Here is a 24,726-nt window from a genome sequence, read left to right as displayed (position 1 = left end):
CTACAACCTCATCTCTCTCAACTCGCGACCAAAGAGAGCGAGCCACGGAAATATGCTCTTGTTTAGCACCATGTACATCTTCGCGCGCTGCTTTTCCGTCGGTGCCGTCCTCTTGTTGAACATATCCACCATGAACTCGTAATCGTTTCGACCGTCATAACCGTTGTACCTATTGGCCGGAAAGGCGCCCCTCTCGTAAAGGAAAGCGTAGAGGCGTCGAGAAAACAGATCCCTGTTCATGCCATCGAGTCGCACGCCCGGCTTCCTCGCCTCAAGGGCTTCCAGCAGCTTGATCGCTGCCTTCCAGCCCTCAACCTCGTTCTTGAGCTCATCATTTTCAAACTTAAGGATGCAGGTGGAGCCTATTGGCGAGAGCTCTTTCCCGTTGACGGAATTTTTGATTGTGAACTCATACCTGATGCCCTCATGCCCGCAAAGACACTCTCCGGAGGTGTTCCCATTGTCATGGCACCCCACCACGTGCCATTCGGAAACGGCAATATCCCACGTTTTCGACGACGACGCCTCCAGCACGATGCCCGGAAGACGATAGGAATCGCCCATTGGCTACACCTCCCGCTTTCCGGTGACGGTCTCGTAGATGAGCGACTGCTTGTACGCTTTGAGGTCGGTGATGATAGCCTGCTTGGCAGCGATATCGGCATCGATCTGGGTGCACTTCTCGTCCAAGTAGTCCGCAATGAGACGCTGTTCGGAGAGAGGGGGCAATGGCACAAACGCCCGAGCCAATACGTTAGCGGCAAGATTTGCGCTCGTTGCACCAATGGCAGTAGCCATGGCTTGATTGGTGGTAGATGAGCACGTAAGCGCATAGCTAAGCCACTCGGGAGCGCAGCAAATGGGTCTAGCGACAGTCAGCGAAGAAGCAACCGTGCCGCAGTTCTCCGTTCGGTTCAACGAGCATTTGCCAACGCTTCCGCGCAAACAAAAGACGACATCACCGCGCCGTAGCTTCACACCCTTAAGTGAATCGTACTTATCTTGCGAAATGTACTTCGAAAAGACGTCGGGAAGATAACGACCATTGAGGTCGCCAGACGTAATAAACGGAATTCCAGCCTCTTGAATGTCGTCGCCTGAAGGGTAGCTGTCACTTCTATCTCCGTTGAGAAATACAGCGAGACGCTTCACCATCACGAGGCCCCAGTTCGCATTCATTTTTCCTATCGCCGGGACTCCGCTTTCTTTCACTTTGAAAGCGTTACACGTACCGTAAACAATGGCTCGTTTAACCACATCGTTTTGATACGCCCTGTACTCTTCAATAGACTGCTCGGCGGTGGAGACGGCGCGGTCGATTTCGGCGCACTTATCGTCCAGGTATTCCGCGATGCGGCGCTGCTCATCGAGGGGAGGCATGGGTAGCACTTGGGCTGCAAAGTCCTCGAACTTGATTGTTTTGCCTTCGCGGATGCCCAACGTTAGTGAATTCATATGGTCAATAAACGACGGCGACTTAAACAAGTACTTATAGAACTGATAGTCGATTGGCTTTATTGAGCGAAACGTTTGGTAAGCAGGCGAACAGACCCCTTCGAAGTCGGAGCGCTCGAAGCCGCCCTGGAAGCTGCGCAGGCTGATTACAAAATCATTCCTGTGAACCGTACGGAATCTACTTAGGTCGGTATCGTCCTTAACGCGAACAACACCTTCAAGCCTATCCTGAGGCCACATGCCATGCTTCTGGGTCGCTGCCAAAAGCGTAAGGTCATCGTTGCCCCTGTCGTTGGTGAGTTTAAACAGGCGCTTAGCCCTATGCAATTTCCACCTCGAGGGGACCTCGCCGAGCCACTCGACGCCACTGTCCTTCATCTCCCGCATTGCTAACGCACCTCTCCGAAGAGGGCCTTGAGGCTCTTCTCGAGCGTCTTCTCGTGCTCGAGGATGCGCTTGGCGATCTCGTCAGCTGGCTCCAGCTCGGCGTACTTGTAGAACACGCGCGTGAACGGGACGGTGTAGCCCACCTTGGTCTTCTTCTTGTCCACCCAGGCGTACTTGTTGTACGGGCGTACCTCGCGCTCGATATAGGCGTCAATGTCCTGAGTGAGCGGGATGTCCTCGGTGTCCTCCTTGGCCTTGTCCGCCTGCATTTTCCCGCGTTTGTTAAGGACGGGTTCTCCGTCCTCGTCGACGACGGGGCTCTCCACGGCAACGCGGTTGAAGCCAAACTCGACCGTCTCCATCAGGCGCGCCTCGACGGAGACCTCTAGTCCGTTGGACCCGGCACCCGTCCAAGTGCCGTCGCGATACTCGGAGTACGCCTGGACGATAAGGTCGCGGCAGGACTTGGTGATGTCGTTCTTCTTGTCGCCAATGCCCTTGCGGCGCTTCTCGAAGCACCGGGAGGCGTCGATGAGCAGCACGTGGTCGCGATGCTCCGGTGCCTTCGCCTTGCTGAAGAGCCAAACGTAGGTGGCGATGCCGGTGTTGTAGAACGAGTCGCAGGGCAGCTGCACGATCGCGTCGAGCCAGTCGTTCTCCAACACGTATCGGCGGATGCTGTCCTCGCCGCTGCCGGGCTTGCCCTTGTAGAGCGGACTCGCGTCCTGGACAATCGCCATCACGCCGTCGTCCTTGAGCTTAGACAGGCCGTTGAGCACGAAGAGCATCTGACCATCGCCCTTGGCGGGAAGCTTCTCAACGGGGAAGCGTCCACCGCCGGCAGTCTTGAATTCCTTCTCCACCGAGGGGGCCTGAGGATTCCACGGGTCACCGAAGGGTGGATTGGAAATGCAGTAGTCGAACTTGAAGCCATCGAACTTATCGGCGGAGAGGGTATCTCCGAAGCGCATGTTGGCGTCGTCCTCGCCACGAATTAGCGCACTCGCCTTCGCGATGCCGAAAGTGAAGGGATTGAACTCCTGACCGTAGCAGGTTACACGGGCCTCGGCGTCGAGCTGGCGCAGGCGCTCCTCGGTGCAGCCGAGCATCTGCGAGGTTCCCATGGTCTGGTCGTAGACGGTCTTCGTGATGCGGTCGCCGTCGAAGACGTGCGGGTCCGCCTGAATGAGCAGGTCGGTCATGAGGTACACGATGTCGCGGCTCGTGAAGTGAGCGCCGGCGTCCTCGTCGTAGGACTCGGAGAAGCGCTGAATGAGGTTCTCGAAGATGTAGCCCATGTCCACAGCTTTGATCTTGTCGGGCGACATGTCGGCCTGCGGCTTGCAGAAGTCGCAGACGACCTGGTAGAGCAGCGGGGCGTCTGGGTCGGAGAGGCGTTCGATCTGGTCGGCGAACTTCATGCGTGCCAAGATGTCCTGCACGTTGTCCGAGAACCCGTTGATGTAGTCCTTGAAGTTGTCCTCGATGTTCTCCGGGTCGGCCTTGAGCGTCTCGAAGGTGAACTTAGAGGTGTTGTAGAAGGGGTAGCCGGAGGCATCGCGCAAAAAGCCGTCCTTCACGGAAAAGGCTTTGTATTTCTCAGCTGCGGCGAGAACGGCATCGTGCGTGGGCTCAAGGCAGTCGTGGAAGCGTTTGATAACGGTCATAGGAAGGATGACCAGGCCGTACTCATGAGGCTTGTAGGGGCCACGCAGGGTATCGGCGGCACTCCAAATGAGAGATGCCTTCTCTTGAATATTGGCGCCAACGGCCTTGATAAGATCGTCGCTATCCGCCACTGCTATTTCTCCTTCTTGGTCAGATATTCGATGAGGCTCATCTTTACCAGCGAGGTAAAGCTGATGCCAGAAAGCGCAGCGGCGTCCTTCGCCGCATCACGCATGTTTTTAGGTATGCGGATGGTCACGGCAACGTTCTCGCCATCCACAAGAAAGCTCTTGAGCTCGCCTGTCTTGGCCTCTCCGTCGACAAGCTCGGCGTATTTCATTGGCAACCCCCGCGATTGCATGATGCAATACAAATGTGCTTCTGATTCTAGCAAAGGAACAGAAGCCAATGACCATCTGACGCAGATAGAAGGGGAAGTCGAGAGTCAACGTTCTGCCCATTCGCGATGCCATGGAATCTTAGGTCCCGTAGGCTTGTCAGCCATTCGGTTAAACCTATAGATATGAATTTAGGACCGGTGACTTGAATCAGCGGTCATCCCGGGCCCATCGATATGCAGTGTACCCAGGGCTAGCAGGTTTAACAAATGGATTTTCGTTAGCGCGACCTCGACCGTCCCAACTGCCTCGGCTACCAACTGAACGCCCCCTACCTCCCCTCCGCCTTCAGCTTCAGCAGCAGGTCGCCCAGCTCGGGGCACTTGTTGGAAAGGCGCATCTGGGCTCGATCGCCCATCCCCCACCGCTGGCGGATCTCCTGAGCACGCGGACTCACGCGATAGCCCCCGTCCATCACCTGCTTGAGCAACTTGGCGGTCACGCGCGCGTCGGCTAGGGCACTGTGGGCGTGACCCGTCGACTCGTCAAACTCGATGCCAAACCACGTCGCCGCGTCATTCAAAGAGACGCACTCGTGGCTGCCCACGTCCATGATCGAGGTGTAAAACGCCTGCAGATCGGCCCAGTCCGTAGGAAATGCGGCAAGGTCGATTTGCTTTGCCTGGCACTCGGTCATAAGCTGTCGACGGTCCGTCCCGCTCCAGCAAACTATCTGGGCGGAGTAGCGGCCGATCCAATCGCTGAGCCTTTTGATCACCATGTAGAGCGGGTCGGCCATCGCGGTGTCCACGGCCGATATACCTGTGAGCTCGCGGACGGGAAACGCAACGCCTTCGGTAAATTCCGTCTGCACAAACTGCGAGAACTCGCCCATAACGTTGCCGTGGTAATCGAGCTTGACGGCGCCGACCTCGATAATCTCATTGCGCAGTCCACGGCGCTGGCGCTGCTTTGGCACCGGCGCAAACTCAAAGTCCAGCACAATCTGGCGCGCAAAGTTCGTCGTATCGATAGCCGAGATACCCGGCGTCTTTTTCAACTGACACGGTTAGGGCCTTTCTCCGTTGCCTGCCGCTTGCTACATAGGCGGCTACATTGCCGTAAGGATAGGTGGCCGCGCGGACATGAAAGCTGGGCGCAATACCATGCGCCAGGCACACGCCATGCAGACGGCCCCAAGAGAGTTGCCCGCTCTATTCAAATGCATGAAAAAGATTTAGGCCCGGTGACTTGAATCAGCGGTCATCCCGGGCCCATCAATATGCAGTGTACCTACAGAGGGCTGGTTAATCAAACGGGCTTTCGGTGACGAAGACCTGCGCGTCTAGCCCCAATCGCCCAGCGCCGTCTTCTGCCGCCCTTACGAAAGGCTGCTATTCGAGGGAATCACGTTGCTGTTATTATCGAACATATATTCGTATTTATGACCGCGCTTTGATAGAATGGCAGTTGTTGACGGCAGTTCCATGTGCCGGGCAGCGCCCTCCATGCGACGGGAGGTGATGCCCATGACCGATCTGATTGATTTCGTGAAGCTCCTGACCGCTTTGGTCTCGCTCCTCACGGCGCTTATCGGACTTTCCGAGGCACTTAAGCAGCGTACGAAGCAAAAGAAGAGGGGTCGACGCCGTTAAGGCATTGACCCCTTGAACTAAGTAACGGCGCTGCCCAGCTATCACCCTTGGGCTGCCGTCGACTTTATTCTACCTACGGTTGCCAGGTTTAACAAATGAATTTTCAGTAATGGAGCCCCGGAGCCCGCTCGCTCAACCACCTGGCCATCGGATTAGCCGGATTCTGGGACACGCCTTCCGTCCCAGGCCTCTACCGGAAAATGCGTCCCACCCTGAGGCTCAATTCCGGAACACGGTTTCCGTTTGAAGCCCCGATGGGAAAGCGTGTCCCGTTCCGAGAGCTCATTCCTGGATGCAGTTTCCGCTAGAGATGCCACCGGGAAAGCGTATCCCGTTTTGGAGCCAAATTCCGGGTCGTAGTTTCCGCCTGAGGGCCGATCCGGAAACGGCATCCCATTCTGAAGCCGAAATCTGGGACACGCTTTCCGCCAAGGGTTGCAAAAGGAAAGCGCATCCCATTCCGAGCATCACATCAGAGCGCGCTTGGTTATCTCCGCTCGCACATCTCGGCAAACGAAATCAGCTTGGCATCTCCCCTGCTCGCCGCAGCTTCCTGACATCCTTGCGTAAAGCCACGCTTCGAAAAGATCACGTAGCTTTTATGCTGCCGCCTAAAGAGCTCGCTTCGGTACACGAGCTTTTCCAGAACATCCTCGCCTACCGGTTCATTGCGCCATTTGCACTCCGCAAACAGCGCATCGCCCTCGCCATCGTCAACAATCAAGTCGATTTCTTCCTGCGTATGCGTACGATTATCCGTCCCCCACCAGCGCCCGACGCTCGCCGGAACCACATCGAGCTGGCCCGCCCGCGCGAGTTCGTACACGTATTGTCTGCATATGAGCTCAAAGACCGTACCCATGTAATCCGATACGTACGGCTCAATGCGCTTATACGCCATCTCGGCCATATCGTTTTGAATCAGCCCGATGTTCTGCGGAACAAACTTGTACCAGAACCTAAACATCTGATCGCTCAGCAGATACACGGCTCGCTTATTGCTCGTCTCGTTTAGGGGCAGCTCGCGCTCGACAATCCCAAGCGACGCCAGCTTATCCACATAGCTCTTTACGTTGCTCGCAGGGATTCCCGTAGAGCTCGCAATCTCCGAGATCTTCGAGCGCCCCTGAGCAATTGCTTGCACGATTGCATCATATTGCTCGGGATTGCGGCACTCTTGCAATAGCAGGTTACTCGGCTCCTCAAAGAGATAGCCCGTAGGAGTAAGAAAAAGACGTTTGATGTTGTCCTTGAGCGGTGCGGCAGGATCGACTTTCTCGATATATGCAGGAATGCCGCCCGTCATGCCATAGCAAACTGCAGCGTCTTCGCGACCCATGCTCTGCCACAGGCCGAGAGTCGTCATAAAATCGAGCGGCAAGATCTTAAACTGGGCCGTACGCCTACCGTATAGTGGGCTCTCGTAGCCCAACACCTGTTCCTCCATAAACGAAAGAGACGAGCCGCACAGGATAAGCATGAGCTTGGTCTCTTTGTACAAGTGATCGATCTTGTCTTGCAGCAACGAGCTGATCTCGGGATTCGATTGGGCGAGATAGGGATACTCGTCAATCACAACAATCAAACGTTCCGTGCGAGCCATGGTGGCCAATGCATCGAACGCCTCGTCAAAACTACGAAACGACACGCCTGCAGCACCAACCGAACCCGCAAGTATCGCCTGGCTAAAGCCGTGCAGGTTTGCCTCTGCATTGGTACGACGAGCTTGAAAGTAAATAGCCCTCTTGCCTTGGATGAACTCTGTGATAAGGCGCGTTTTACCCACGCGACGGCGGCCGTAAATCACAGGCATCTCAAAGGAGCCCGTGCCATACAGTCGATTGAGCTCGGACATTTCCGCTGTTCTTCCGATAAACATAGGGCCATCCTTCCTTTACGTTATAGCTAGCTATATTATACCTTCCTATAATATAGCTAGCTATAACGTAATTCGACAGGCAGCGCACGCAAAAGGGGCGGTACACCACCGCACGTGGACCGTTCCGGAAAATGCATCCCGTTCTGGAGCCAAAACTGGGCCGTAGTTTCCGCCAAGCATCCCATCCGGAAAGCGTGTCCCGTTCTGAGTGGCAATTCCGGGACACAGTTTCCGCATGCGGCCCGTTGGGAAAGTTCATCCCGCTCTGAAGGCTCGTTCCGGGATGCAATTTCCGTTTGAGGCCCGATCTGGAAACGGCATCCCACTCTGAGGCCGAAATCTGGGGTGTAGTTTCCGCTTGAAGGGCTGTCCGGAAAGCGCGTCCCATTCCGAGTGGCAATTCCGGGTCACAGTTTCCGCAGATACAAGGCGACAGTCCGCCGCCCTTATCACATGCCTTCAAATATGCGATCCAGAAACACAAAACAGCAGATAGAATGCTCTTTTTCAAAAAGTACACGTCCCGAAACTTACCAAGACTTCATATCCAGTTACCGTTCACGGTCGCCGATTACCGCCCACCGATTCAAACAAGAAATATGTTGCCAAAAGCAGGTCATCTACCTGCATGGTTAGATTTTGGTCAGCTTTTGGTCAGCTGAGCGGCAAGTTCCAGCTGATACGTTTTTGCTACCCAAAAGGAGGCGGTAGCTCATGACCCATTGCAATGACCAGCTCATCGACCAACTGCTCACTCAAGCCGAACAAGAGGGGCGCTGCCTGATTCCCCCGAGCACGGCGATCCGAAAAGCGCTCCTTCGGCGCACCGGCGGCACGGTTGTCTCGCCCATGCCGGGGTTGTTTGCGCGAAAAACGCGCTGGGATGAACTCAACCGAGCGCAACGCCATTGCGAAATCCTCCGCGCCCTTGCGATCATCCACCCCGATTGGACGTTCTGCTCGTTTTCGGCCGCCTGTCTGCTGGGGCTCGAGGTCTCGTGGCGACACCTGAATGTCGTGCATGTCTGCAGTACCACCAAGCCGTCGGCTCGTCCGGGCGCACATATTCAGCGGCACCAGATTGAGCCGGCCGGAGCAAAACGCAGAGCCGGCATATCGGTAACGCCGCCCATCCAAACGGTTACAGATTGCCTGTTGCAGACCGGTTTTGCCGACGGTATGCCCATTGCCGATTCGGCGATCTCAAAGCTCGTCCTTGTGCGGGAACAGCTGATGGAGGCCGTCGAGCAACGAGCAACTGCCCGCAATGGTCGCGCGATTCGTACGGCTCTCACAACGCTTCGATATGCCGACGCCCGCGCCGAGAGCGGCGGGGAATCGGTCGCCCGAGCCGTCATGATCGAGACGGGCTTTGCGCCCGATTGGCTTCAATACGAGCTGACGGACCCCTTCAATTCGGCCAAGCCCATACGAACGGACTTTGCCTGGGAGCGCCAGGCGCGGGAACTCACGCTGGGCGAGCTCGACGGGCTCATCAAATATACCGACCAGACCATGCTGGCCGGACGCACCACCGCCGAGGCGCTCGTTGCCGAACGACAGCGCGAGGCGCACCTATCGCTCTACGGTCACCCTCTGCTGCGCTTTACCATCAGCGAGGTCCGCTCGGCAGGAGTGCTCGCCAAAAAGCTACAGACGGCAGGCATCCGGCAGACCGCGCTGCCGACATGGCTCAACGAGGTGGACCTGTAGGAGCTGTTGAGCTTATGCCCGCCTGCCCATCAAACTGGGGCACACTTTCCAGTTGGCGGCACCGCGGAAACCATATCTCAGATTGAGTGCTCAGAATGGGATGCGCCTTCCATATGGCATACCTAGCGGAAACCGTGTCCCGGAATCAAGGCCCAGAACGGGACACGCTTTCCGGCTGAAGCGCCCAGCGGAAACTGCATCCCGGAATAGACGCTCAAACTGGGACGCAATTTCCGCTGAGGTTCCATCCGGAAACTGTGTCCCACTCCGAGCGTCAATTCTGGGATGAACTTTCCGCCAGAGGGTTCAGCCGGAAACGGCATCCCACTCTGAAGCGAAATTCTGGGACGCAGTTTCCGCATGCGGAGGCGCTCCAAACAAAAGGCCCCGACTCACGATGGAGCTGGGGCCAAAGGCGCAGCATATGCAGTTGATGTTGAGCGCGAACAGCTCGTCAGTAATGGCTGTCCGCGCCCTACCCTACCCGCGGTTGCGGACGCGGCTGTAGGGCGTATCCACCATGGGCAGATTTGGACGCAGCTTGCCGTCAAACGTGCGGTAGGCGTTCTGCACGGCGGGCGCCGTGGGGATCGTTGCGATCTCGCCGATGCCCTTGCCGCCGTATGCCACGGGCAACAGTTCGTCCTTCTCCACGTAGATGGCGTGGATATCCGGAATCTCGGGCGCGCGGAACAGCCCGAGCGTGCCGTACCTCGCCTGGGGCACGCAGTCCTTGAGCGGCCAATCCTCGGTAAGCGCATAGCCCATACCCATGAGCACGCCGCCTTCGATCTGACCCTGGATGGAGATGGGATTGACCACCTTGCCGGAATCGTGTGCGGCATAGACCTCGCTCACGCGGCCGTCGTCGTCCAAAATGACCACATGCGTGGCAAAGCCGTAGCAGATGTGACTCTTGGGGTTGGGAACATCCGCACCCAGCTTGTCGGTCGGCTCCAGGTACACGTAGCCAAACTCGCATCCCTCGAGTGCCTTGATAGCAGCCGCGGGATCTTGAGGATACATACCCTGGCCGGCGACGAGTTCCTGTGTGTGCAGCTGATAGGCGCGACCGTCGTCGTACTCGATCTTGATGCCATCACCATGGGCGCTCACAGGAGCATCGGGTGCATGCTTGCCGGCCTCGATGTCAAGCATGGCATCGCGCAGCAGGAAGGCGGCGCCGCGCACGGCCTCGCCGGTCACGACCGTCTGACGCGAGCCAGACGTGGTGCCGGAGTCGGGAGCGTTCTCGGTAGAGCACTCGCCATTGGCGATGCAGCGAAGCGGCAGGCCGCATGCCTCGGCAACGTCCTGCAAAAAGACCGTGTTGCAGCCCTGGCCGATGTCGGACGTGGCAGCATAGACCACGGCCACGCCGTTCTCGACGCGAATCTTGCAGCGGCCGGCATCGGGCAGGCCCACGCCCACGCCGGCGTTCTTCATGGCGCAGGCGATACCGGCGTGTCCGGGATGCGCATAGTAGGCATCCTTGACCTCGAGCAGCGTCTCCTTCAGCGCCGTGGAGCAGTCGGCAATCTGCCCGTTGGGCAGAACCTCGCCCGGCTCGATGGCGTTACGGTAGCGAATCTCCCACGGATCCAGGCCGACCTTCTCGGCCAGCAGGTCGATCAGGCTCTCGAGCGCAAACTCGGACTGGCAAACGCCAAAGCCGCGGTACGCGCCGGCGGGCGGGTTGTTGGTGTAGTAGCCAAAGCCGCGAATGTCGGTATTCTGGTACTTGTAGGGGCCGACGGCATGCGTACAGGCGCGCTCGAGCACCGGGCCGCACAGCGACGCGTAGGCGCCGGTATCAAAGTTGATCTCGCAATCCAGGCCGGTAAAGTTGCCCTCGGCGTCGCAGCCCAGTGTAAAGGTGCCGTCCATGGCGTGGCGCTTGGGATGGAACGCGAGCGACTCGGCACGCGCGAGCTTGCACTTCACGGGACGCTGGAACTTATATGCGGCGAGCGCGGCCAGGTGCTGGATGGACACGTCCTCCTTGCCGCCAAAGCCGCCGCCCACGAGCATGGTCTCGACGACCACGCGCTCGGGCTCGCTATCCCAGCCAAACATGTGGGCGCACTCTTTACGCGTGTCGTAGGCGCCCTGGTCGGTCGACTGCACCTTGACGCCGTTCTTGTACGGGAAGGCGACGGCGCACTCGGGCTCCAAGAAAGCATGCTCGGTAAAGGGCGTAGTAAAGCGCTGCGTCACGGTGAACGCGCTCTCCGCCAGCGCCTTGGCGGCGTCGCCACGCGTCACGTGACGGCTCTGGCATACGTTGTCCTTGAGCTCCACCGTGTTGCCAAAGGCAAAGAAGCTGTCGTGCAGGCGCGGAGCGTCGGCAGCCCTGGCCTCGGCGATGTTACGCACGGGTTCCAGAGGCTCGTAATCAACCTTGACGAGCTTCTTGGCCTTCTCGAGCGTCGCCTCGTCCTCGGCAACCACCAGCACGATGGCATCGCCCACGCAGCGGGTGATATCGCCCTGGGCGATCATGACGTCCCAGTCCTGGATAAGGTGGCCGACCTGGTTGACCGGCACGTCCTCGGCGCGCAGAATGCCCACCACGCCGGGCAGGGCCTCGGCCTTGGAGGTATCGATGGAGAGCACGCGGGCACGCGGGTACTTCGAGCGCACGGCGCTGGCATAGGTCAGGCCCGGCTGGTCGAGCTCGTCGATGTCGTCGGGGTACTTGCCCTCGCCGAGCACCTTCTTGCGCACGTCGATACGGAAGGCGCGCTTGCCCACGCCGTAGTCATCGCCGCGCTCCAGGTCCTCGTCGATCTGCTTTTCGCCGCGGAGCACCGCGGCTGCCAGCGAAATGCCCTCGATAATCTTCTTGTAGCCGGTGCAACGGCAGACGTTGCCGCGAATGGCGTACTTGATCTGTTCCTCGGTGGGCTCGGGGTCCTCGGCGATGAGTGCCGCACCCGCCATGACCATGCCGGGGATGCAAAAGCCGCACTGCACGGCGCCCACGGCGCCAAAGGCGTACACAAAGGCCTCGCGCACGTCCTCGGGCAGGCCCTCGACGGTTACGATGTTACGGCCGGCGGCAAGCGCGGTGGTCAGCACGCACGCCTTGACGGCCGCACCGTCCACGTGGATGGTGCAGGTACCGCACGCGCCCTCGGAGCAGCCGTCCTTGGCGGAGTGAATATGCAGGTCGTCCCGCAGGTAGCGCAGCAGCGGTTTGTTCTGAGTCGTCGTGCGCTCCACGCCGTTAACGGTAAAAGTGAATTCCTGTGCCATGGTGATTCCCTTCTACACGCCGGCGGCAATGCCGGTGCGGTCGTGAATGGCGCCATGCAGGCACACAACCGCGCACATGCCGCACGACAGGCAGTCCGCGCCGTCGATATGGGCGCAGTTGTCCTCGATGCGAATAGCGCCGGCAGGGCACTTTTTGGCGCACATGCCGCAACCGATGCAGCTCGTGTCGCAGATCTTGCGCGCAATGGCGCCCTTGTCGGTGTTGTTACAGCGCACCAGGATGTTCTGGTAGCCGGGAACGAAGGCAATCACGCGCTGCGGGCACGCCATGCCGCACAGGCCGCAGCCCGTGCACTTGGAGCGGTCCACGCGGGCAACGCCGTCGACCAGTGAGATGGCACCGTGGGGGCAAGCCGTGACGCAGGCGCCACAGCCAATGCAGCCTTCGCTGCAGCGGGCATCGCCGCCTGCGGAGGCGCAACCGCTTCCGCAGGCAACGTAGGGCACGTTATGTTGAATGGATTTGGCCATAAGAGACTCGCCTATTTCTTAAGAAGGTACGAATAGTTGTCGCGCACAGCCCTGATGGTCAGGCGGACGGCCTCGGGAAGACCGGTGTTGACGGCATCGACCGAGACGGTGCGGACCGTGCCGGCGACGCGAACCTTAAAGTGGTCCTCGTCCACGGCCAGGAAGCCCTCGTTCTCGGAGTTCTCCATGTCCTCCTCGCTCCAGAACAGGGTGAGCTTGTCCTTGTAGGGACGACCCTCCTGGTAAGGGCAGAACACGGCGCAGTTGCCGCACTCGTTGCACATGCCGTCGACATGGACGACCTGATGCTTGGCCAGGCCCGGCACCTTAATTGCCACGTTGGCGCGGTTGGGGCACACGTCGCAGCAGACCTCGCACACCGAGCCGCAGCCCAGGCAGCGGGTCTTGGTGCAGTTGCGTTTGTCGCGGCACAGCGACCCCTTGCGCTCGTAGCAGGTGTCCTCGCGGCCGGCCTGAGCATTCTGGTCGGCGTACTTGTTAAAGTCCACGCCGGCGATGGCACGGGCAACCTCGGCGGCATCGGCGATGGCCTCGACCACGGTGGCAGGACCGCGACGGCAGTCGCCCGCAGCCCAGACGCCCTCGACGCCGGTGGAGGTGGCGGCAAGGCGGCCGCGACGGTCGTGCTCGACGCCCGCGGCATCGTACAGGCTGGCGTCGATGCCCTCGCCCACGGCGCAGATCACCGTGGTGGCGGGAAGCTCGACGGTCTCGCCCGTGGCGACGGGGCTGCGACGGCCGCTTGCATCCGGCTCGCCAAGCTCCATAACATCGCAGGTCAGCACGGCGCCGTTGAGTGCCTTGGGCGCCAGCAGCTCGCAGAACTCAACGCCGTCGGCAAGAGCAAGATCAAGCTCTTCCTCGTCGGCGGGCATCTGCTTCTTGGTGCGGCGATACACCAGGCGCACGTTCTTCACACCAGCCAGGCGCTTGGCCACGCGGGCAGCATCCATGGCGGTGTTGCCGGCGCCGATGACCACGACGTCCTCGCCCAGCTCGAGCTTCTCGCCCTTCTTGGCGGTCTCGAGGAACTCCAGCACGTCGAGCTCGGCACCCTCGCCCAAGCCCGCAGAGCCGGGCATCCAGGCACCGGTGGCCACGACCACGTCGGTAAAGCCCTGGGCCTTGAGCTCTTCAATGGAATCCACGCGAGCGTTGAGCTGCACCTTGGCGCCAAAGGCCAGGCAGAGCTCGGCATCGTGGGAGATATCGTCGCTCGCAATACGGAACTCGGGGATCACGTGGCGGACCACGCCGCCGAGCGAATCGCGGGCCTCAAAGATAGTGACGGGCACGCCGGCACGCGTCAGGAAGAACGCCGTCGCCAGACCGGCCGGGCCGCCACCGATAACGGCAACGTTGTGCTCGCCGTCGTTGGCAATGGCCTGGGCGCGCAGCTTGGGCAGCACGGCGGTCATGGCCTCGCGGGCAGCCTTGAGCTTGCTGGCGCGAATCTGGGCACCCTCGGGCTCGTAGAACGCACGCTCGCAAGCGCGGCCGCAGGGATGCGGGCAGATGGTGCCGGTGATAAACGGCAGGGCGTTGCGCTCGATGATGATGTTGAGCGCGTCCTCGAAGCGGCCCTCGTCAACAGCCGCCAGATAGGCGGGAATATCCTGCTGGATGGGACAGCTCGTGCGGCACGGCGTGGTAAAGCAGTCGGAAAGCGGGCTCTTGCCGGCGACCTTGCGGTCGGGCAGCGGGCGCAGCGGCTTCTTGTAGAGCGGGTTGGTGAGCGAGTCGGTCTGAATCGCGGTCACGGCCTCGAGCGAGACGCCCGCAAACGGCTTGCCATCCAGGTCGGTAAACTCGCCGGCCATCTGGCTAAAGCGCTCGTAGCCACCGGGCTTGAGCACGTCGGTCGCCAGGGTGACGGGCCAAATGCCGGCATCATACAGGGCGCGGATGTTGTAGACCGTGGCACCACCGGAGTAGCTGATGCGCAGCTTACCGTCAAACTGCTCGGTAATGCGGCGGGCGGCCTCGATGGTCAGCGAGAACAGCGAACGGCCGGACATGTACATCTCGGTAGAGGGCAGCTCGTTTCTCGTCACGTCGACGGGGAAGGTGTTGGTCAGCTTGACGCCAAACTCCAGGCCGCGCTCGGCGCACAGGGCAATCAGGCGCTCGAACATAGGCACGGCATCGGCCCACTGCAGGTCCTCACGGAAGTGCGTGTCATCGAAAACGATGTAGTCAAAGCCCAGCTCGTTCAGACGCTGGCGGGCAAACTCATAGCCCAGCAGCGTGGGGTTGCACTTGATGTAGGTGTTGAGACCCTTCTCGGTAATCAGATAGGTCGCGATGCGCTCGATCTCCGCCGGCGGGCAGCCATGCAGCGTGGACTCGGTAATGGAGTTGGAGACGCGCGCCGGGATGGACTCGACAAACGCGGCATCGACATGCTCAAACTTGTCCAGGTTAGCGAGCGCCCACGTGCGGCACTCGTTCCAAACCTCGGAGCCGCTGGCGTCCTTCATGCCCTCAATGTACGCATCGACCTTGGGGCTCTTGATGCCCTCGAGGTCATAACCCACGGACATGTTGAAGACAAAACCATCCGGGCTGCCCAGGCCGTACTCGCGAGCGATCAGGTGGCAGGCAAACCATGCCTTCACGTACTCGGCAAAGGCCTGCGGAACCTCGAGCTCGGTCGACCACTCGCAGTTGTAGCACTCGTCCTGCGCCACGATGCAGGGCTTGTTCACACACTTGGAGAGCTCCTCGCCGTCCATAACCTGAACGGTCTTGAGCTCAAAGAAGCGGGAACCGGCCACGTAGGATGCCACGATGTTCTGGGCCAGCTGCGTATTGGGACCGGCGGCCGGGCCAAACGGAGTCTCGATGCGCTCGTCAAAAATGGGAAGCGCGCCCTCCTGGTTGGTCGTGACCATCTTGCGCACGCCAAAGACGGCGCCCTGAGTCTTGTGCTCCTCGATGATCCAGTTCATCAGCTGCGAAAACGGGATCGGCCTCATGATGTCGCTCATAATGAGCTCCTCTCTGTAACGCCCGGCGAGACCGCGCGACGGGCGCAAATACGGTGTAGCGCTAGCACAGCGCCGGCGACCCCGCGGAGGCCGCCTATACGCGCGTCGAACGCGGCGAAACATCCGACGCGCGTGAATCTACTTGTAATTAGTAGGTGCGTTCGTTGAGCGTGCTCCAGAGCTTCTTGGACTCAGCCATGGTCCACGCGTTGATCTTGTCCTCATCAATGCCAACGAACTCGCGATCCTTGTACAGGACGCGGCCGTTGATGATGGTGGTGCGGCAGTTTTTGCCCATCATGCCAAAGAGCATGTGGCCGTCGATGTTCTCCTCGCTCAGCGGCGTAAAGGGCTTGTAGTCCATGACGATGACGTCGGCGGCAGCGCCGGCCTCGAGCACACCGAGTTTGCGATCGAAGTACTTGCTGGCCATCTTGGCGTTGTTCTCGAACAGCATCGTCATTGCCTCGCACCAGCCCACGTTGGGCATAGCGGCGTTGTGACGCTGAATGATCAGGAAGACCTTGAGGCTCTCGAGCATATCGTGGGTGTAGGCATCGGTGCCCATGCACACGGGGATGCCGCGGCGGAAGAACTCGAGCACGGGGGCGCAGCCCACGGCGTTGCCCATATTGGATTCGGGGTTGTTGACGAGCCAGGTGCCGGACTCCTTGACGATATCCATCTCGGCAGGCGTCACGTGGATGCAGTGGCCCAGCATGGTGTCGGGACCCAGCAGGTTGTGCTGCAGCAGGCGCTCGACGGGGCTGATGCCGCCGCGGTTGAGGCGGGAATCCCACACGTCGTTCATGCCCTCGCACACATGGATGTGGAAGCCGGTCAGGCCGTTGTTGGCCTCGGCCATCTTATCCATGGTCTCGTCCGAAAGCGTAAAGGTGGCATGTCCGCCAAACATGGCGGCGATCATATGGTTGTCGTTATCGCGACGCTCCTTGGCGGCCCACTGGGCAAATTCGGCGTTCTCGGCAATGGCCTGGTCGCATTTTTCCTGGCCGCGGCGATCGGAGACCTCGTAGCACAGGCACGAACGCATGCCCAGCTCCTGAGCTGCGTCCTTAATGGTAAAGAGGCTACCCGGGATCTCACAGAAGCTCGCATGGTGATCGAAGATCGTGGTGACGCCGTCGCGGATGGAGTCCAAGATCGTGGCATAGGCGCTGGCCTTGGTGCCGTCGAGCGTCAGGTTGTCGTCGATCTTCCACCACTGCTGCTCAAGATTCTCCAGGAAGTTGGTGGGGTTGCAGCCCTTGATGGCAAGGCCGCGGGCTAGACCCGAATAGATGTGGGTGTGGCAGTTGATGAGTCCGGGCATGATGAGGTTGCCCTGGGCGTCGACGTACTCGGCATCCGGGTACTTGGCCTTGAGCTCGCACTCGGGGCCCACTTCGACGATCGTATCTCCGTCAATGGCGACCGCACCGTTTGGAATAAACGGGGTCTGAGCGTTGCGGGTAAAGACGGAACCGTTAGCGACCAGAAGCATGGATGCTCCCTTCGACATCAGAGGCGGGGTTTGACACCTCTGACATGGCGGAGTGCGAAGCGCCGGCCTACACCGGAAACGGGCCCTCTCCCGTCAACGCTTCACCAAAGGGACAAACCCTTTGAAGTGCGGCTTGGCGCCGCATGACGTCGGCGGACGAGGCGATGCGTCCGCCGACGAATAGCACCGAATTGGTTACTTCTTGCTCTCGGGCAAGACCAGATCCACGGCAGCGTCCTTGGCAGCATCGATGTGCTGGGCCACGACCGGCGTCTGCGGAAGGATCAGGTTAAGGACAATGGCCATGATGGCGGTGGGGGTTACGGCATTGGAGCCGATGACGGTGGAAACCCAGGTGGGCATACCCTCGCCGGCAAGGCAACCGCTGGCCATCCAGATACCCAGGCCAAAGACGACGGAGGTACCGACGATGGTGGTAGTGCGCTGCGTGAGGCCCTCGCGGGTGAACATGCGCACGCCGTTCATGGTGATGGTGCCAAAGACGCCGACGGTCGCGCCGCCGATGACGGGCTGCGGGATAGCGGAAAGGACGGCAGAGAGCTGCGGGAACAGACCGGCGATGGCAAAGACGGCCGCAATGATCACAAAGACCCACTTGTTGACGACCTTGTTGGAGCAGATGATGCCCACGTTCTGGCCAAGGGCGCTGGTGGGAAGACCGCCCAGCAGGCCGCCGACCATAGAGGTGAGGCCCTGGGACACAATAGCGCCGGAGAGCTCGCGCTCGGTGGGCATACGGTCGATGGAGCCCAGGCAGGCGGCGGAAACGTCACCGATAACCTGGATAGCAACCATGGGGAACACGACGGCGAGGGTAATGCAGACCTCGGGATCAAACTCGAGCGCGTAGGGCATGAGCTTGGGAAGGGCGAAGACCTGAGCGGTGGCGACGCTGGAGAAGTCGATCATGCCAAAGGGGATGGAGACGATCATGCCAACGATCATGCCAAAGAACACGGATCCCAGCTTGAGCGTGCCCTTGCCAAAGTTGGCGAGCGCAAAGACCACGGCGAAGGTGATAAGAGCGACGCACCAGGCCTGCGGGGTGCCCCACAGCGGCGTACCCATACCGCCGGCCATATACTTGACGGCCGTGGGATACAGCGAAACGCCGATGGAGAAGATGACCGTACCGGTCACGACGGGCGGGAACAGCCACTTGATCTTGCTGTAGGCCAGACCAAAGAGGACCGCGACGGCGCCGCCGACGATCTCGCCACCCAGCAGCGCACCAAAGCTAAAGCCCGAGGCACCCATGGCCTGCAGGGCCGGCAGGAACGCGAACGAAACGCCCATGACGATGGGCAGGCCGCCGCCGATGCGACGGAAGGGAGCGAAGGCCTGAAGGGCCGTGTCGATCGCCGAAAGAATGAGCGCGACCTGGATGATGTCGGTACTCTGCTGGCTATTAAAGCCGTAGACGCCGGCCATGATGACCGCCGGGGTAATGATGCCGGCAAACGATGCCAGTACGTGCTGAAGGGCACACGGGATCATTTCCTTAACGGGAGGCATGCCTTCGCGAGTGAACAGGGCTTCAGTGCCGTTCGTAACCGTCTCCTGGGTCATTTGACCACCAATCCTCGAAGTAGTTGTTTTCGCATCTAACGCTCTATTGTGACGCAGTGCGGGGTTGAGGTTGTGCCTTCATTGCATATCGTATTAAAGATGATTCTCATTCTCAATAATAATTTTTTGTTATCAGACTATTCTTCAGCTGAAATAACGCATTTCCGCAGGTCAGGAAAGTGTCTGGTCAAAATAACATCTAACTTTTCTTTTGGTCAACCGTTTACCGCTAAATTCCTACCGTTCGTCTGCATTACGCAATGTACCTGCGGATATACGAGATGATGGGCAGCGTGTTACCATGAGAAAAAATTGTTATGAACATTTCCGATTTCACCCAAAGGAGTTGCCCGTGAACGAGACCGTACGTCGCTTTTTGCCGATGGTCGATTTTCTGGAGCAGATACTCGGCAAAAACAGCGAAATCGTGCTGCACGATTTCTCGGATCCCGACCACGCCATCGTCGATATTCGCAACGGCATCGTAAGCGGCCGCAAGGTCGGCGGTCCCGCCACCGATCTGGCACTCAAGATCATGCACGACGCCAAGTATCGCGACCTGCCGTTTATTACGGGCTACGAGGGGCGCGGTGCCGGCGGCAAGACGTTGGAGTCAGCGACGTACTTTATCCGCGAGAATGATGAGATCGTCGGTATGCTCTGCGTCAACACCGACCTCTCGACCGTGCGCTCCATCAACGCCATGGCGCAGCAGCTCATGGCGTGCTTCGACGCGGCGCCGACGCGCACGGAGCCCGCCCCTATCGAGGTCGAAAGCCTTTCGGAGTCTACACAGGAGCTCATCGACCGCAGCATTGCCGAGTTGCTGAGCGCGCGCGGGCTGGATGTAGCGTCGCTTGGTCAGAGCGACCGCGTGGACGTCATTCGCCACCTCAACGGTAACGGGGTGTTCATGCTCAAGGGCGCCGTGGCCTGCGCCGCCGCCGCGCTGGGCATCTCAGAGCCCAGCGTCTACCGCTACCTGCAAAAAGTCCGCAAGGAAGGCTAACGAGCAAAATGGAGTGCGGCTCCACAAGCGATCCGTCACTTGATAAAAGACCCTGCAGCTCGCACGCGCTGCAGGGTCTTTTTGCATGTCATGTTTAGTTGTGGCCAACGCCTTAGAGAGCGGCAACGACCTCGATCTCGACCAGACCGCCAGCCGGAAGGGCGGCAACCTGGAAGGCGCTGCGCGCGGGGAACGGGGCCTCAAACTTGGAGGCGTAGATCTCGTTCACGGCGGCGAAGTCGACGATGTCGGCCAGGTAGACCGTGGTCTTGACGACATCGGCAAAGGTAGCGCCGGCAGCGGTCAGCAGGGCCTCGACGTTGGCGAGGGACTGCTTGGCCTGGGCCTCGACGCCCTCGGGCATCTTGCCGGTCGCGGGATCGATGCCCAGCTGGCCGGACAGGAACACCATGTTGCCGGCCTGGATACCGGGGGAATACGGGCCGATGGCTGCGGGTGCGTTATCGGAAGACACGACGGTCTTGCTCATGTTTTTCTCCTTACGATCAATTGAGAGAGCGTGAGCGCGGTGTTCGCACCGGGAGGCACAGTTCGGTCTGAACACCGCGCTTGATTGGGATAGTACTCAAGGTTTCTGTTTGATGCAAGAATATTATCAGCTTGCGAGAATATTTTATCGCCCAACGGTTTCCCCGAACCGCTGAACGGTTCTCATGTGGAGCAGCCAGTCCAAGCTGCTGAAGACTTTGTCCTGCTTAGGCTGCGGGCGTCGCCCACCGCAGCGACGCCACTATACTTTTGAGTATCTGAGCATTTTGAAAGGCAGGATATGACCGCAACCGCCAGTCGAACCACCAACCGCAGACCCGAGCTTTTGGCGCCCGCCGGAGGGCCCGAGCCTTTTGCCGCCGCGCTCGCTGCCGGGGCAGACGCCATCTACTGCGGCATGGGCAGCTTCAACGCCCGCCGCAAGGCAACAAACTTTACCGACGAGGCCTTTGAACAGGCCTGCCGTGCTGCACACCTGGCCGGCTCGCGCGTTTATGTCACGGTAAACATCGTCATCAAGCAGTCCGAGATGGGCGATGCGCTGCAGCTCATCCACCGCTGTTCCACGCTGGGCGCCGACGCCTTCATTATCCAGGACTGGGGCCTGTTCTTTGAGGTCAAGCGCACCATGCCCGGCATCGAGACACACATCTCGACCCAGGCGAACATCCATGACGACCGCGGGACTATTTGGTGCCGCGAGCAGGGCGCCGACCGCGTGACCCTCTCGCGCGAGCTCTCCATTGACGAGATCGCCGCCATCCACGACGCCGCGCCCGACGTCGACCTCGAGGTCTTTAGCCACGGTGCCATCTGCTTTTGCTACTCGGGTCTGTGCCTTCTCTCGAGTTTTGCCATGGCGGGCCGCTCGGCCAACCGCGGCATGTGCGCTCAGCCCTGTCGCCTGCCTTACGAGCTAATCGACGAGAACGGCCGCTCGCTCTCCCCTGCCGGTCGCGAACGCGCGCTATGCCCGCGCGACACCAATACCTCGCAGCTTGTTCGCCGTCTGTATGACGCCGGCGCCGCATCGCTCAAGCTCGAGGGCCGCATGAAGGCCCCCGATTACGTGTATTCCATCGTCGACGTGTATCGTCATCAGATTGATGACATGCTGGCCCATGTTTCGACCTCTAAGGATGAAGAGGCCGCCCGCCAGCGCCAACTCAAGCGCTGCTTTAACCGTGACTTTACGCACGCCTACCAAGACGGCACCTCGGGCGACGAGATGATGAGCTACGAGCGCTCCAACAACCGCGGCCAGATCGTGGGCACGGTGCTGGGCAGCCGCCTGGCCAACCGCGATGTGCGCGGGCTCAAGCCTGACGACCGTCGTCGCCGCGCCGCCATCGCCCGCATCGAGCTGTTTGAGCCCGTGGGCAAGGGCGACCTGCTGGAACTTCGTCACGACGATGAGTTCGACCAATTCCTGACCACCATCGCCGCCGATGATGCCGCTGCCGGCGACATCATCGAGTGCCGCGTGCCCCGTAGCATGCCCGAAGGTTGCCGCGTACGCGTGATTCGAAGCCAGCGCGCTATCGACGCCGCCGGCGCCGCGCTCAAGCGCGACGTGCTGCGCCGCCGCGCCGTAGACGTGTCCGTCGTGGCGCGCCTTGGCGAGCCTTTTACCGTGACGCTCACCTGCTGCGACGACCCCACGCTCACCGCCACGGCCACGGGCTTTACCGTCGAGGCCGCCAAGACCCGCGCGGTCGAGGCGTCCGATCTGGTTGAGCATGTAGGCCGCATGGGCTCCTCGCCCTTTGAGGCCGCGAGCTTTGATGTGACGCTCGATGAGGGCTGCGGCATGGGCTTTTCCGCCGTACATAAGGTGCGCACAGCCGCTTGCAAGGCGCTCGAGGAGGCCATTCTGGCACCGTACGCGAAGCGTGCCCGCACGCTCGAGCTGCCGGCGATTGTCACCAGTGATTCCCGCCCCATGCCCGAGCACTACCGCGATGAGCCGCAAATCTGCGCCACCGTCACCTCGTTCGAGGCCGCCGAGGCTGCTCGCGCCGAGGGTGCAACGCGCATCTACATGACCACCGACGCGCTTGATGCGGCCGAGCTCTCCCCCGCCGATGCGTTTGAGCAGGGCATCGTGCCCGTACTCGACGAGGTCTGCCGCGCCGTTGACCACGCACGCGTCGATCCCTGGATCAATGCCGGAGCCACCGTCGCCGTCGGCAATATCTCCGAGCTCGCCGTAGCCGCGCAGGCCGGCGCCACGGTCGAGATTCGCTCTTGCCTGCCGGTGCACAACACGCCCTGCATGGAGGCACTCGCCGAGCGCGGGGCCGGGGCGTTTTGGCTCTCGCCCGAGATCACGCTCGACGAGATTATCTCGCTTGGCACCTCCGCGCCCGCAGCCCTGGGCATCACCGTTTTCGGCCGCCCGCGCGTTATGACGAGCGAGCACTGCATCCTGCAGGTTGCCAACGGTTGTATCCACGATTGCGCCAATTGCCGCCTGCGCGCCCGCAAGCTGTCGCTCAAGAATATCGATGGCAAGGTCATGCCAGTGCGCACCGACGTCCACGGCCGCTCGCGCCTGTACGATGCCTACCCCATCGACCTCACGCCGCAGGTTCCGCAGCTGCTCGACGCCGGCGTGCGCCGTCTTATGGTTGACGGAACCCTGCTCGAGTCCGATGAGATTGGCCGCGCCGTCGCACGCGTCCGTCGCGCCATCGAGGCCGCGCAGGCCGGCCGTAAGCCCGCCGCCCGCCTGCACGGCGCCACCTCGGGCTGTATGTTTGTGGGAATTAGCTAACCGAAAGGCTTACACGTGAACGAAGAACCCCAAGTCCTCTACTGCGACGCCTGGCTCATGGCCATCGATAAGCCCGCCGGCATGATCGTCCACGGTGACGGCACCGGCGAGCGCACACTTACCGACTACGCCAGCGATCTGCTGCTGGCGATGGGCGACGGCTTTGCCGCGACCGACATGCAGCCGCTCAACCGCCTGGACCGCAACACCACCGGCGTGGTTCTGTTCTCGCTCGACAAACAGACGCAGCCCGCCTTTGACCAGATGGTGAACGACCACGCCTTCGAAAAGCACTATCTGGCGCTGGCCGAGGGCAAGATAGACTGGAACGAAAAGCTCATCGACAAGCCGATCGCCCGCGACCGCCACGATAGCCGCAAGATGCGCGTCGGTGCCAGCGGCAAGCCGTCTCAGACGCGCGTCAAGGTGCTCAAGCGCCTTAAGAGCCGTCGAGGCCTGCCCACGCGTTCGTATATCGATGTCGAGCTGCTCACCGGCCGCAAGCATCAGATTCGCGTCCATCTGGCCAGCGAGCACCATCCGCTGGTGGGCGACGACCTGTACGGAACGCCGCGCCCATGCGGATTGATGCTCCACGCCCACAGCGTGTCCTTTACGCATCCCGTTACCGGCGAGCACATCCACATCGAAGCCCCCTGCCCCTGGGAGCCCTAAACCACCACAATGGGGACAGGTACCTTCGCGGTGGTTTTGGCCTTAGCCTGCCCCTGCTTCTAGACCGTGATGACGTTGTCCATTGCCCGGTACTTGGCGGGGACCTCGCCCGCGGTAATAATCGTTGCATCGCGAAAATCCGCGAACTTGACGGGCGCCACCATGCCAAATTTACTGGCGTCCGAGATTACGAAGCGCTTGGCCGTATGGCGCATCGAGATACGCTTTACTTGCGCTTCCTCGATATCGGGCGCCGTGAAGCCCTGCTCGGCGGCAATGCCGTTAGAGCCCCAAAAGCCACAATTGAAGTTGTAGCGGTCTAGGGTTGCCAAGGCATCGGGGCCAACGAGCGCCTCGGTCTCGGGCTTGAGCTCGCCGCCCAGCACCACGGTACGCATGCCGCGCAAAGCGAGGTGCTGAGCATGGAGCACGGAATCGGTCACATAGGTGACATCTTCAAGGTGTGGAAGATGCTCGATGAGCTTGAGCGTCGTCGAGCCCGAGTCGATGTATACAAAGCTCTCGGGCTCCACAAGCGCCGCCGCACGGGCGCAGATACGCTCCTTGTCGTCGTTATGGAGGTCGCTGCGCTCGTTGAGTGTTAAGTCACGCGTCACGTGCGCGCGCTCAAGACTCGTCGCTCCACCGTGGACCTTAGCGATGCGGTGCGCTCGATCGAGCGTCTGCAGGTCGCGCCGAATGGTAGACGCCGTCACGCCCAGAGCCTCGGCAAGCTCCGGCACGGTAACCGAGCCGGCCTGCTGCACCATCGACACGATCGCGTTGAGCCTATCTTCCGCAAGCAT

General features: G+C 60.4%; 18 protein-coding genes. 5 read left to right on the top strand and 13 right to left on the bottom strand.

The genetic code is table 11. The features are described 5' to 3' along the window. The 5 genes from DWZ01_RS05320 to DWZ01_RS05300 form a co-directional block, all read right to left on the bottom strand. Nucleotides 1-564, bottom strand: coding sequence for a hypothetical protein (locus DWZ01_RS05320; protein ID WP_117769403.1), 564 nt, complete (start codon nt 562-564; stop codon nt 1-3). A gap of 3 nt (nt 565-567) precedes the next feature. Continuing rightward, nucleotides 568-1,842 (bottom strand): restriction endonuclease subunit S, encoded by a 1,275-nt coding sequence (locus tag DWZ01_RS05315; RefSeq protein ID WP_117848312.1) that lies wholly within the window; start codon nt 1,840-1,842, stop codon nt 568-570. 2 nt (nt 1,843-1,844) lie between these two features. Further along, nucleotides 1,845-3,641 (bottom strand): class I SAM-dependent DNA methyltransferase, encoded by a 1,797-nt coding sequence (locus DWZ01_RS05310; RefSeq protein ID WP_117769399.1) that lies wholly within the window; start codon nt 3,639-3,641, stop codon nt 1,845-1,847. Between the two features lie 2 nt (nt 3,642-3,643). Further along, on the bottom strand, nt 3,644-3,850 hold the full coding sequence (locus DWZ01_RS05305; protein ID WP_117769397.1) for a hypothetical protein: 207 nt from the start codon (nt 3,848-3,850) through the stop codon (nt 3,644-3,646). 329 nt (nt 3,851-4,179) lie between these two features. After that, a complete protein-coding gene (locus DWZ01_RS05300; protein WP_117769396.1) occupies nt 4,180-4,908 on the bottom strand; it encodes a 3'-5' exonuclease in 729 nt (242 codons plus the stop codon). A gap of 469 nt (nt 4,909-5,377) precedes the next feature. Here DWZ01_RS05300 and DWZ01_RS10990 point away from each other — a divergent pair, with 469 nt between their 5' ends. Further along, nucleotides 5,378-5,503 (top strand): hypothetical protein, encoded by a 126-nt coding sequence (locus DWZ01_RS10990; protein ID WP_255412934.1) that lies wholly within the window; start codon nt 5,378-5,380, stop codon nt 5,501-5,503. Between the two features lie 487 nt (nt 5,504-5,990). Here DWZ01_RS10990 and DWZ01_RS05295 read toward each other — a convergent pair whose 3' ends face one another. Then, on the bottom strand, nt 5,991-7,382 hold the full coding sequence (locus DWZ01_RS05295; protein WP_117769394.1) for an ATP-binding protein: 1,392 nt from the start codon (nt 7,380-7,382) through the stop codon (nt 5,991-5,993). A 714-nt stretch (nt 7,383-8,096) separates the two neighbouring features. On the opposite strand from DWZ01_RS05295, the gene DWZ01_RS05290 reads away from it, so the two are divergent. Beyond that, the gene (locus DWZ01_RS05290; RefSeq protein ID WP_117769392.1) at nt 8,097-9,095 is read left to right on the top strand and encodes a hypothetical protein; all 999 of its coding nucleotides are present in this window, start codon (nt 8,097-8,099) and stop codon (nt 9,093-9,095) included. A 480-nt stretch (nt 9,096-9,575) separates the two neighbouring features. On the opposite strand, the gene xdh is transcribed toward DWZ01_RS05290, so the two are convergent. The 5 genes from xdh to DWZ01_RS05265 form a co-directional block, all read right to left on the bottom strand. Continuing rightward, entirely contained in the window at nt 9,576-12,353 is a 2,778-nt protein-coding gene (gene xdh, locus DWZ01_RS05285) for a selenium-dependent xanthine dehydrogenase (protein ID WP_117769390.1), read from the bottom strand. 12 nt (nt 12,354-12,365) lie between these two features. Further along, the gene (locus DWZ01_RS05280; RefSeq protein WP_117848310.1) at nt 12,366-12,845 is read right to left on the bottom strand and encodes a 4Fe-4S binding protein; all 480 of its coding nucleotides are present in this window, start codon (nt 12,843-12,845) and stop codon (nt 12,366-12,368) included. 11 nt (nt 12,846-12,856) lie between these two features. Continuing rightward, nucleotides 12,857-15,856, bottom strand: coding sequence for a putative selenate reductase subunit YgfK (gene ygfK, locus DWZ01_RS05275; RefSeq protein ID WP_117769386.1), 3,000 nt, complete (start codon nt 15,854-15,856; stop codon nt 12,857-12,859). 148 nt (nt 15,857-16,004) lie between these two features. Next, nucleotides 16,005-17,360: a putative aminohydrolase SsnA gene (gene ssnA / locus DWZ01_RS05270; protein ID WP_117769385.1), complete on the bottom strand. Its 1,356-nt coding sequence runs from the start codon at nt 17,358-17,360 to the stop codon at nt 16,005-16,007. Nucleotides 17,361-17,555: 195 nt separating this feature from the next. Beyond that, complete coding sequence (locus DWZ01_RS05265; protein ID WP_035137475.1) at nt 17,556-18,950, bottom strand: uracil-xanthine permease family protein; 1,395 nt, start codon at nt 18,948-18,950, stop codon at nt 17,556-17,558. Between the two features lie 352 nt (nt 18,951-19,302). Here DWZ01_RS05265 and DWZ01_RS05260 point away from each other — a divergent pair, with 352 nt between their 5' ends. Then, nucleotides 19,303-19,959: a transcriptional regulator gene (locus tag DWZ01_RS05260; protein WP_233506175.1), complete on the top strand. Its 657-nt coding sequence runs from the start codon at nt 19,303-19,305 to the stop codon at nt 19,957-19,959. 112 nt (nt 19,960-20,071) lie between these two features. On the opposite strand, the gene DWZ01_RS05255 is transcribed toward DWZ01_RS05260, so the two are convergent. Next, the gene (locus DWZ01_RS05255) at nt 20,072-20,449 is read right to left on the bottom strand and encodes a Rid family detoxifying hydrolase (RefSeq protein ID WP_117769383.1); all 378 of its coding nucleotides are present in this window, start codon (nt 20,447-20,449) and stop codon (nt 20,072-20,074) included. Between the two features lie 300 nt (nt 20,450-20,749). On the opposite strand from DWZ01_RS05255, the gene DWZ01_RS05250 reads away from it, so the two are divergent. Both DWZ01_RS05250 and DWZ01_RS05245 read left to right on the top strand, forming a co-directional pair. Then, on the top strand, nt 20,750-23,245 hold the full coding sequence (locus DWZ01_RS05250; protein WP_117848308.1) for a U32 family peptidase: 2,496 nt from the start codon (nt 20,750-20,752) through the stop codon (nt 23,243-23,245). 15 nt (nt 23,246-23,260) lie between these two features. After that, nucleotides 23,261-23,920, top strand: a complete 660-nt coding sequence (locus DWZ01_RS05245) for an RluA family pseudouridine synthase (RefSeq protein WP_233504573.1) — start codon at nt 23,261-23,263, stop codon at nt 23,918-23,920. Nucleotides 23,921-23,979: 59 nt separating this feature from the next. Here DWZ01_RS05245 and DWZ01_RS05240 read toward each other — a convergent pair whose 3' ends face one another. After that, nucleotides 23,980-24,726, bottom strand: a complete 747-nt coding sequence (locus DWZ01_RS05240; protein ID WP_117769379.1) for a DeoR/GlpR family DNA-binding transcription regulator — start codon at nt 24,724-24,726, stop codon at nt 23,980-23,982.

The organism is Collinsella sp. AF28-5AC (genome assembly GCF_003457875.1).
In the GTDB taxonomy this organism is placed as follows: domain Bacteria; phylum Actinomycetota; class Coriobacteriia; order Coriobacteriales; family Coriobacteriaceae; genus Collinsella.
The sequence above is the reverse complement of the archived record's forward strand: the minus strand, read 5'-3'. Positions and strand labels throughout refer to the sequence as shown.

Bases quoted from the DNA above. Each gene is read 5' to 3' on its own strand.
- DWZ01_RS05320 (WP_117769403.1), bottom strand. From the start codon at position 564: ATGGGCGATTCCTATCGTCTTCCGGGCATCGTGCTGGAGGCGTCGTCG.
- DWZ01_RS05315 (WP_117848312.1), bottom strand. From the start codon at position 1,842: ATGCGGGAGATGAAGGACAGTGGCGTCGAGTGGCTCGGCGAGGTCCCC.
- DWZ01_RS05305 (WP_117769397.1), bottom strand. From the start codon at position 3,850: ATGAAATACGCCGAGCTTGTCGACGGAGAGGCCAAGACAGGCGAGCTC.
- DWZ01_RS10990 (WP_255412934.1), top strand. From the start codon at position 5,378: ATGACCGATCTGATTGATTTCGTGAAGCTCCTGACCGCTTTGGTCTCG.
- DWZ01_RS05295 (WP_117769394.1), bottom strand. From the start codon at position 7,382: ATGTTTATCGGAAGAACAGCGGAAATGTCCGAGCTCAATCGACTGTAT.
- DWZ01_RS05290 (WP_117769392.1), top strand. From the start codon at position 8,097: ATGACCCATTGCAATGACCAGCTCATCGACCAACTGCTCACTCAAGCC.
- xdh (WP_117769390.1), bottom strand. From the start codon at position 12,353: ATGGCACAGGAATTCACTTTTACCGTTAACGGCGTGGAGCGCACGACG.
- DWZ01_RS05280 (WP_117848310.1), bottom strand. From the start codon at position 12,845: ATGGCCAAATCCATTCAACATAACGTGCCCTACGTTGCCTGCGGAAGC.
- ygfK (WP_117769386.1), bottom strand. From the start codon at position 15,856: ATGAGCGACATCATGAGGCCGATCCCGTTTTCGCAGCTGATGAACTGG.
- ssnA (WP_117769385.1), bottom strand. From the start codon at position 17,360: ATGCTTCTGGTCGCTAACGGTTCCGTCTTTACCCGCAACGCTCAGACC.
- DWZ01_RS05265 (WP_035137475.1), bottom strand. From the start codon at position 18,950: ATGACCCAGGAGACGGTTACGAACGGCACTGAAGCCCTGTTCACTCGC.
- DWZ01_RS05255 (WP_117769383.1), bottom strand. From the start codon at position 20,449: ATGAGCAAGACCGTCGTGTCTTCCGATAACGCACCCGCAGCCATCGGC.
- DWZ01_RS05250 (WP_117848308.1), top strand. From the start codon at position 20,750: ATGACCGCAACCGCCAGTCGAACCACCAACCGCAGACCCGAGCTTTTG.
- DWZ01_RS05240 (WP_117769379.1), bottom strand. From the start codon at position 24,726: ATGCTTGCGGAAGATAGGCTCAACGCGATCGTGTCGATGGTGCAGCAG.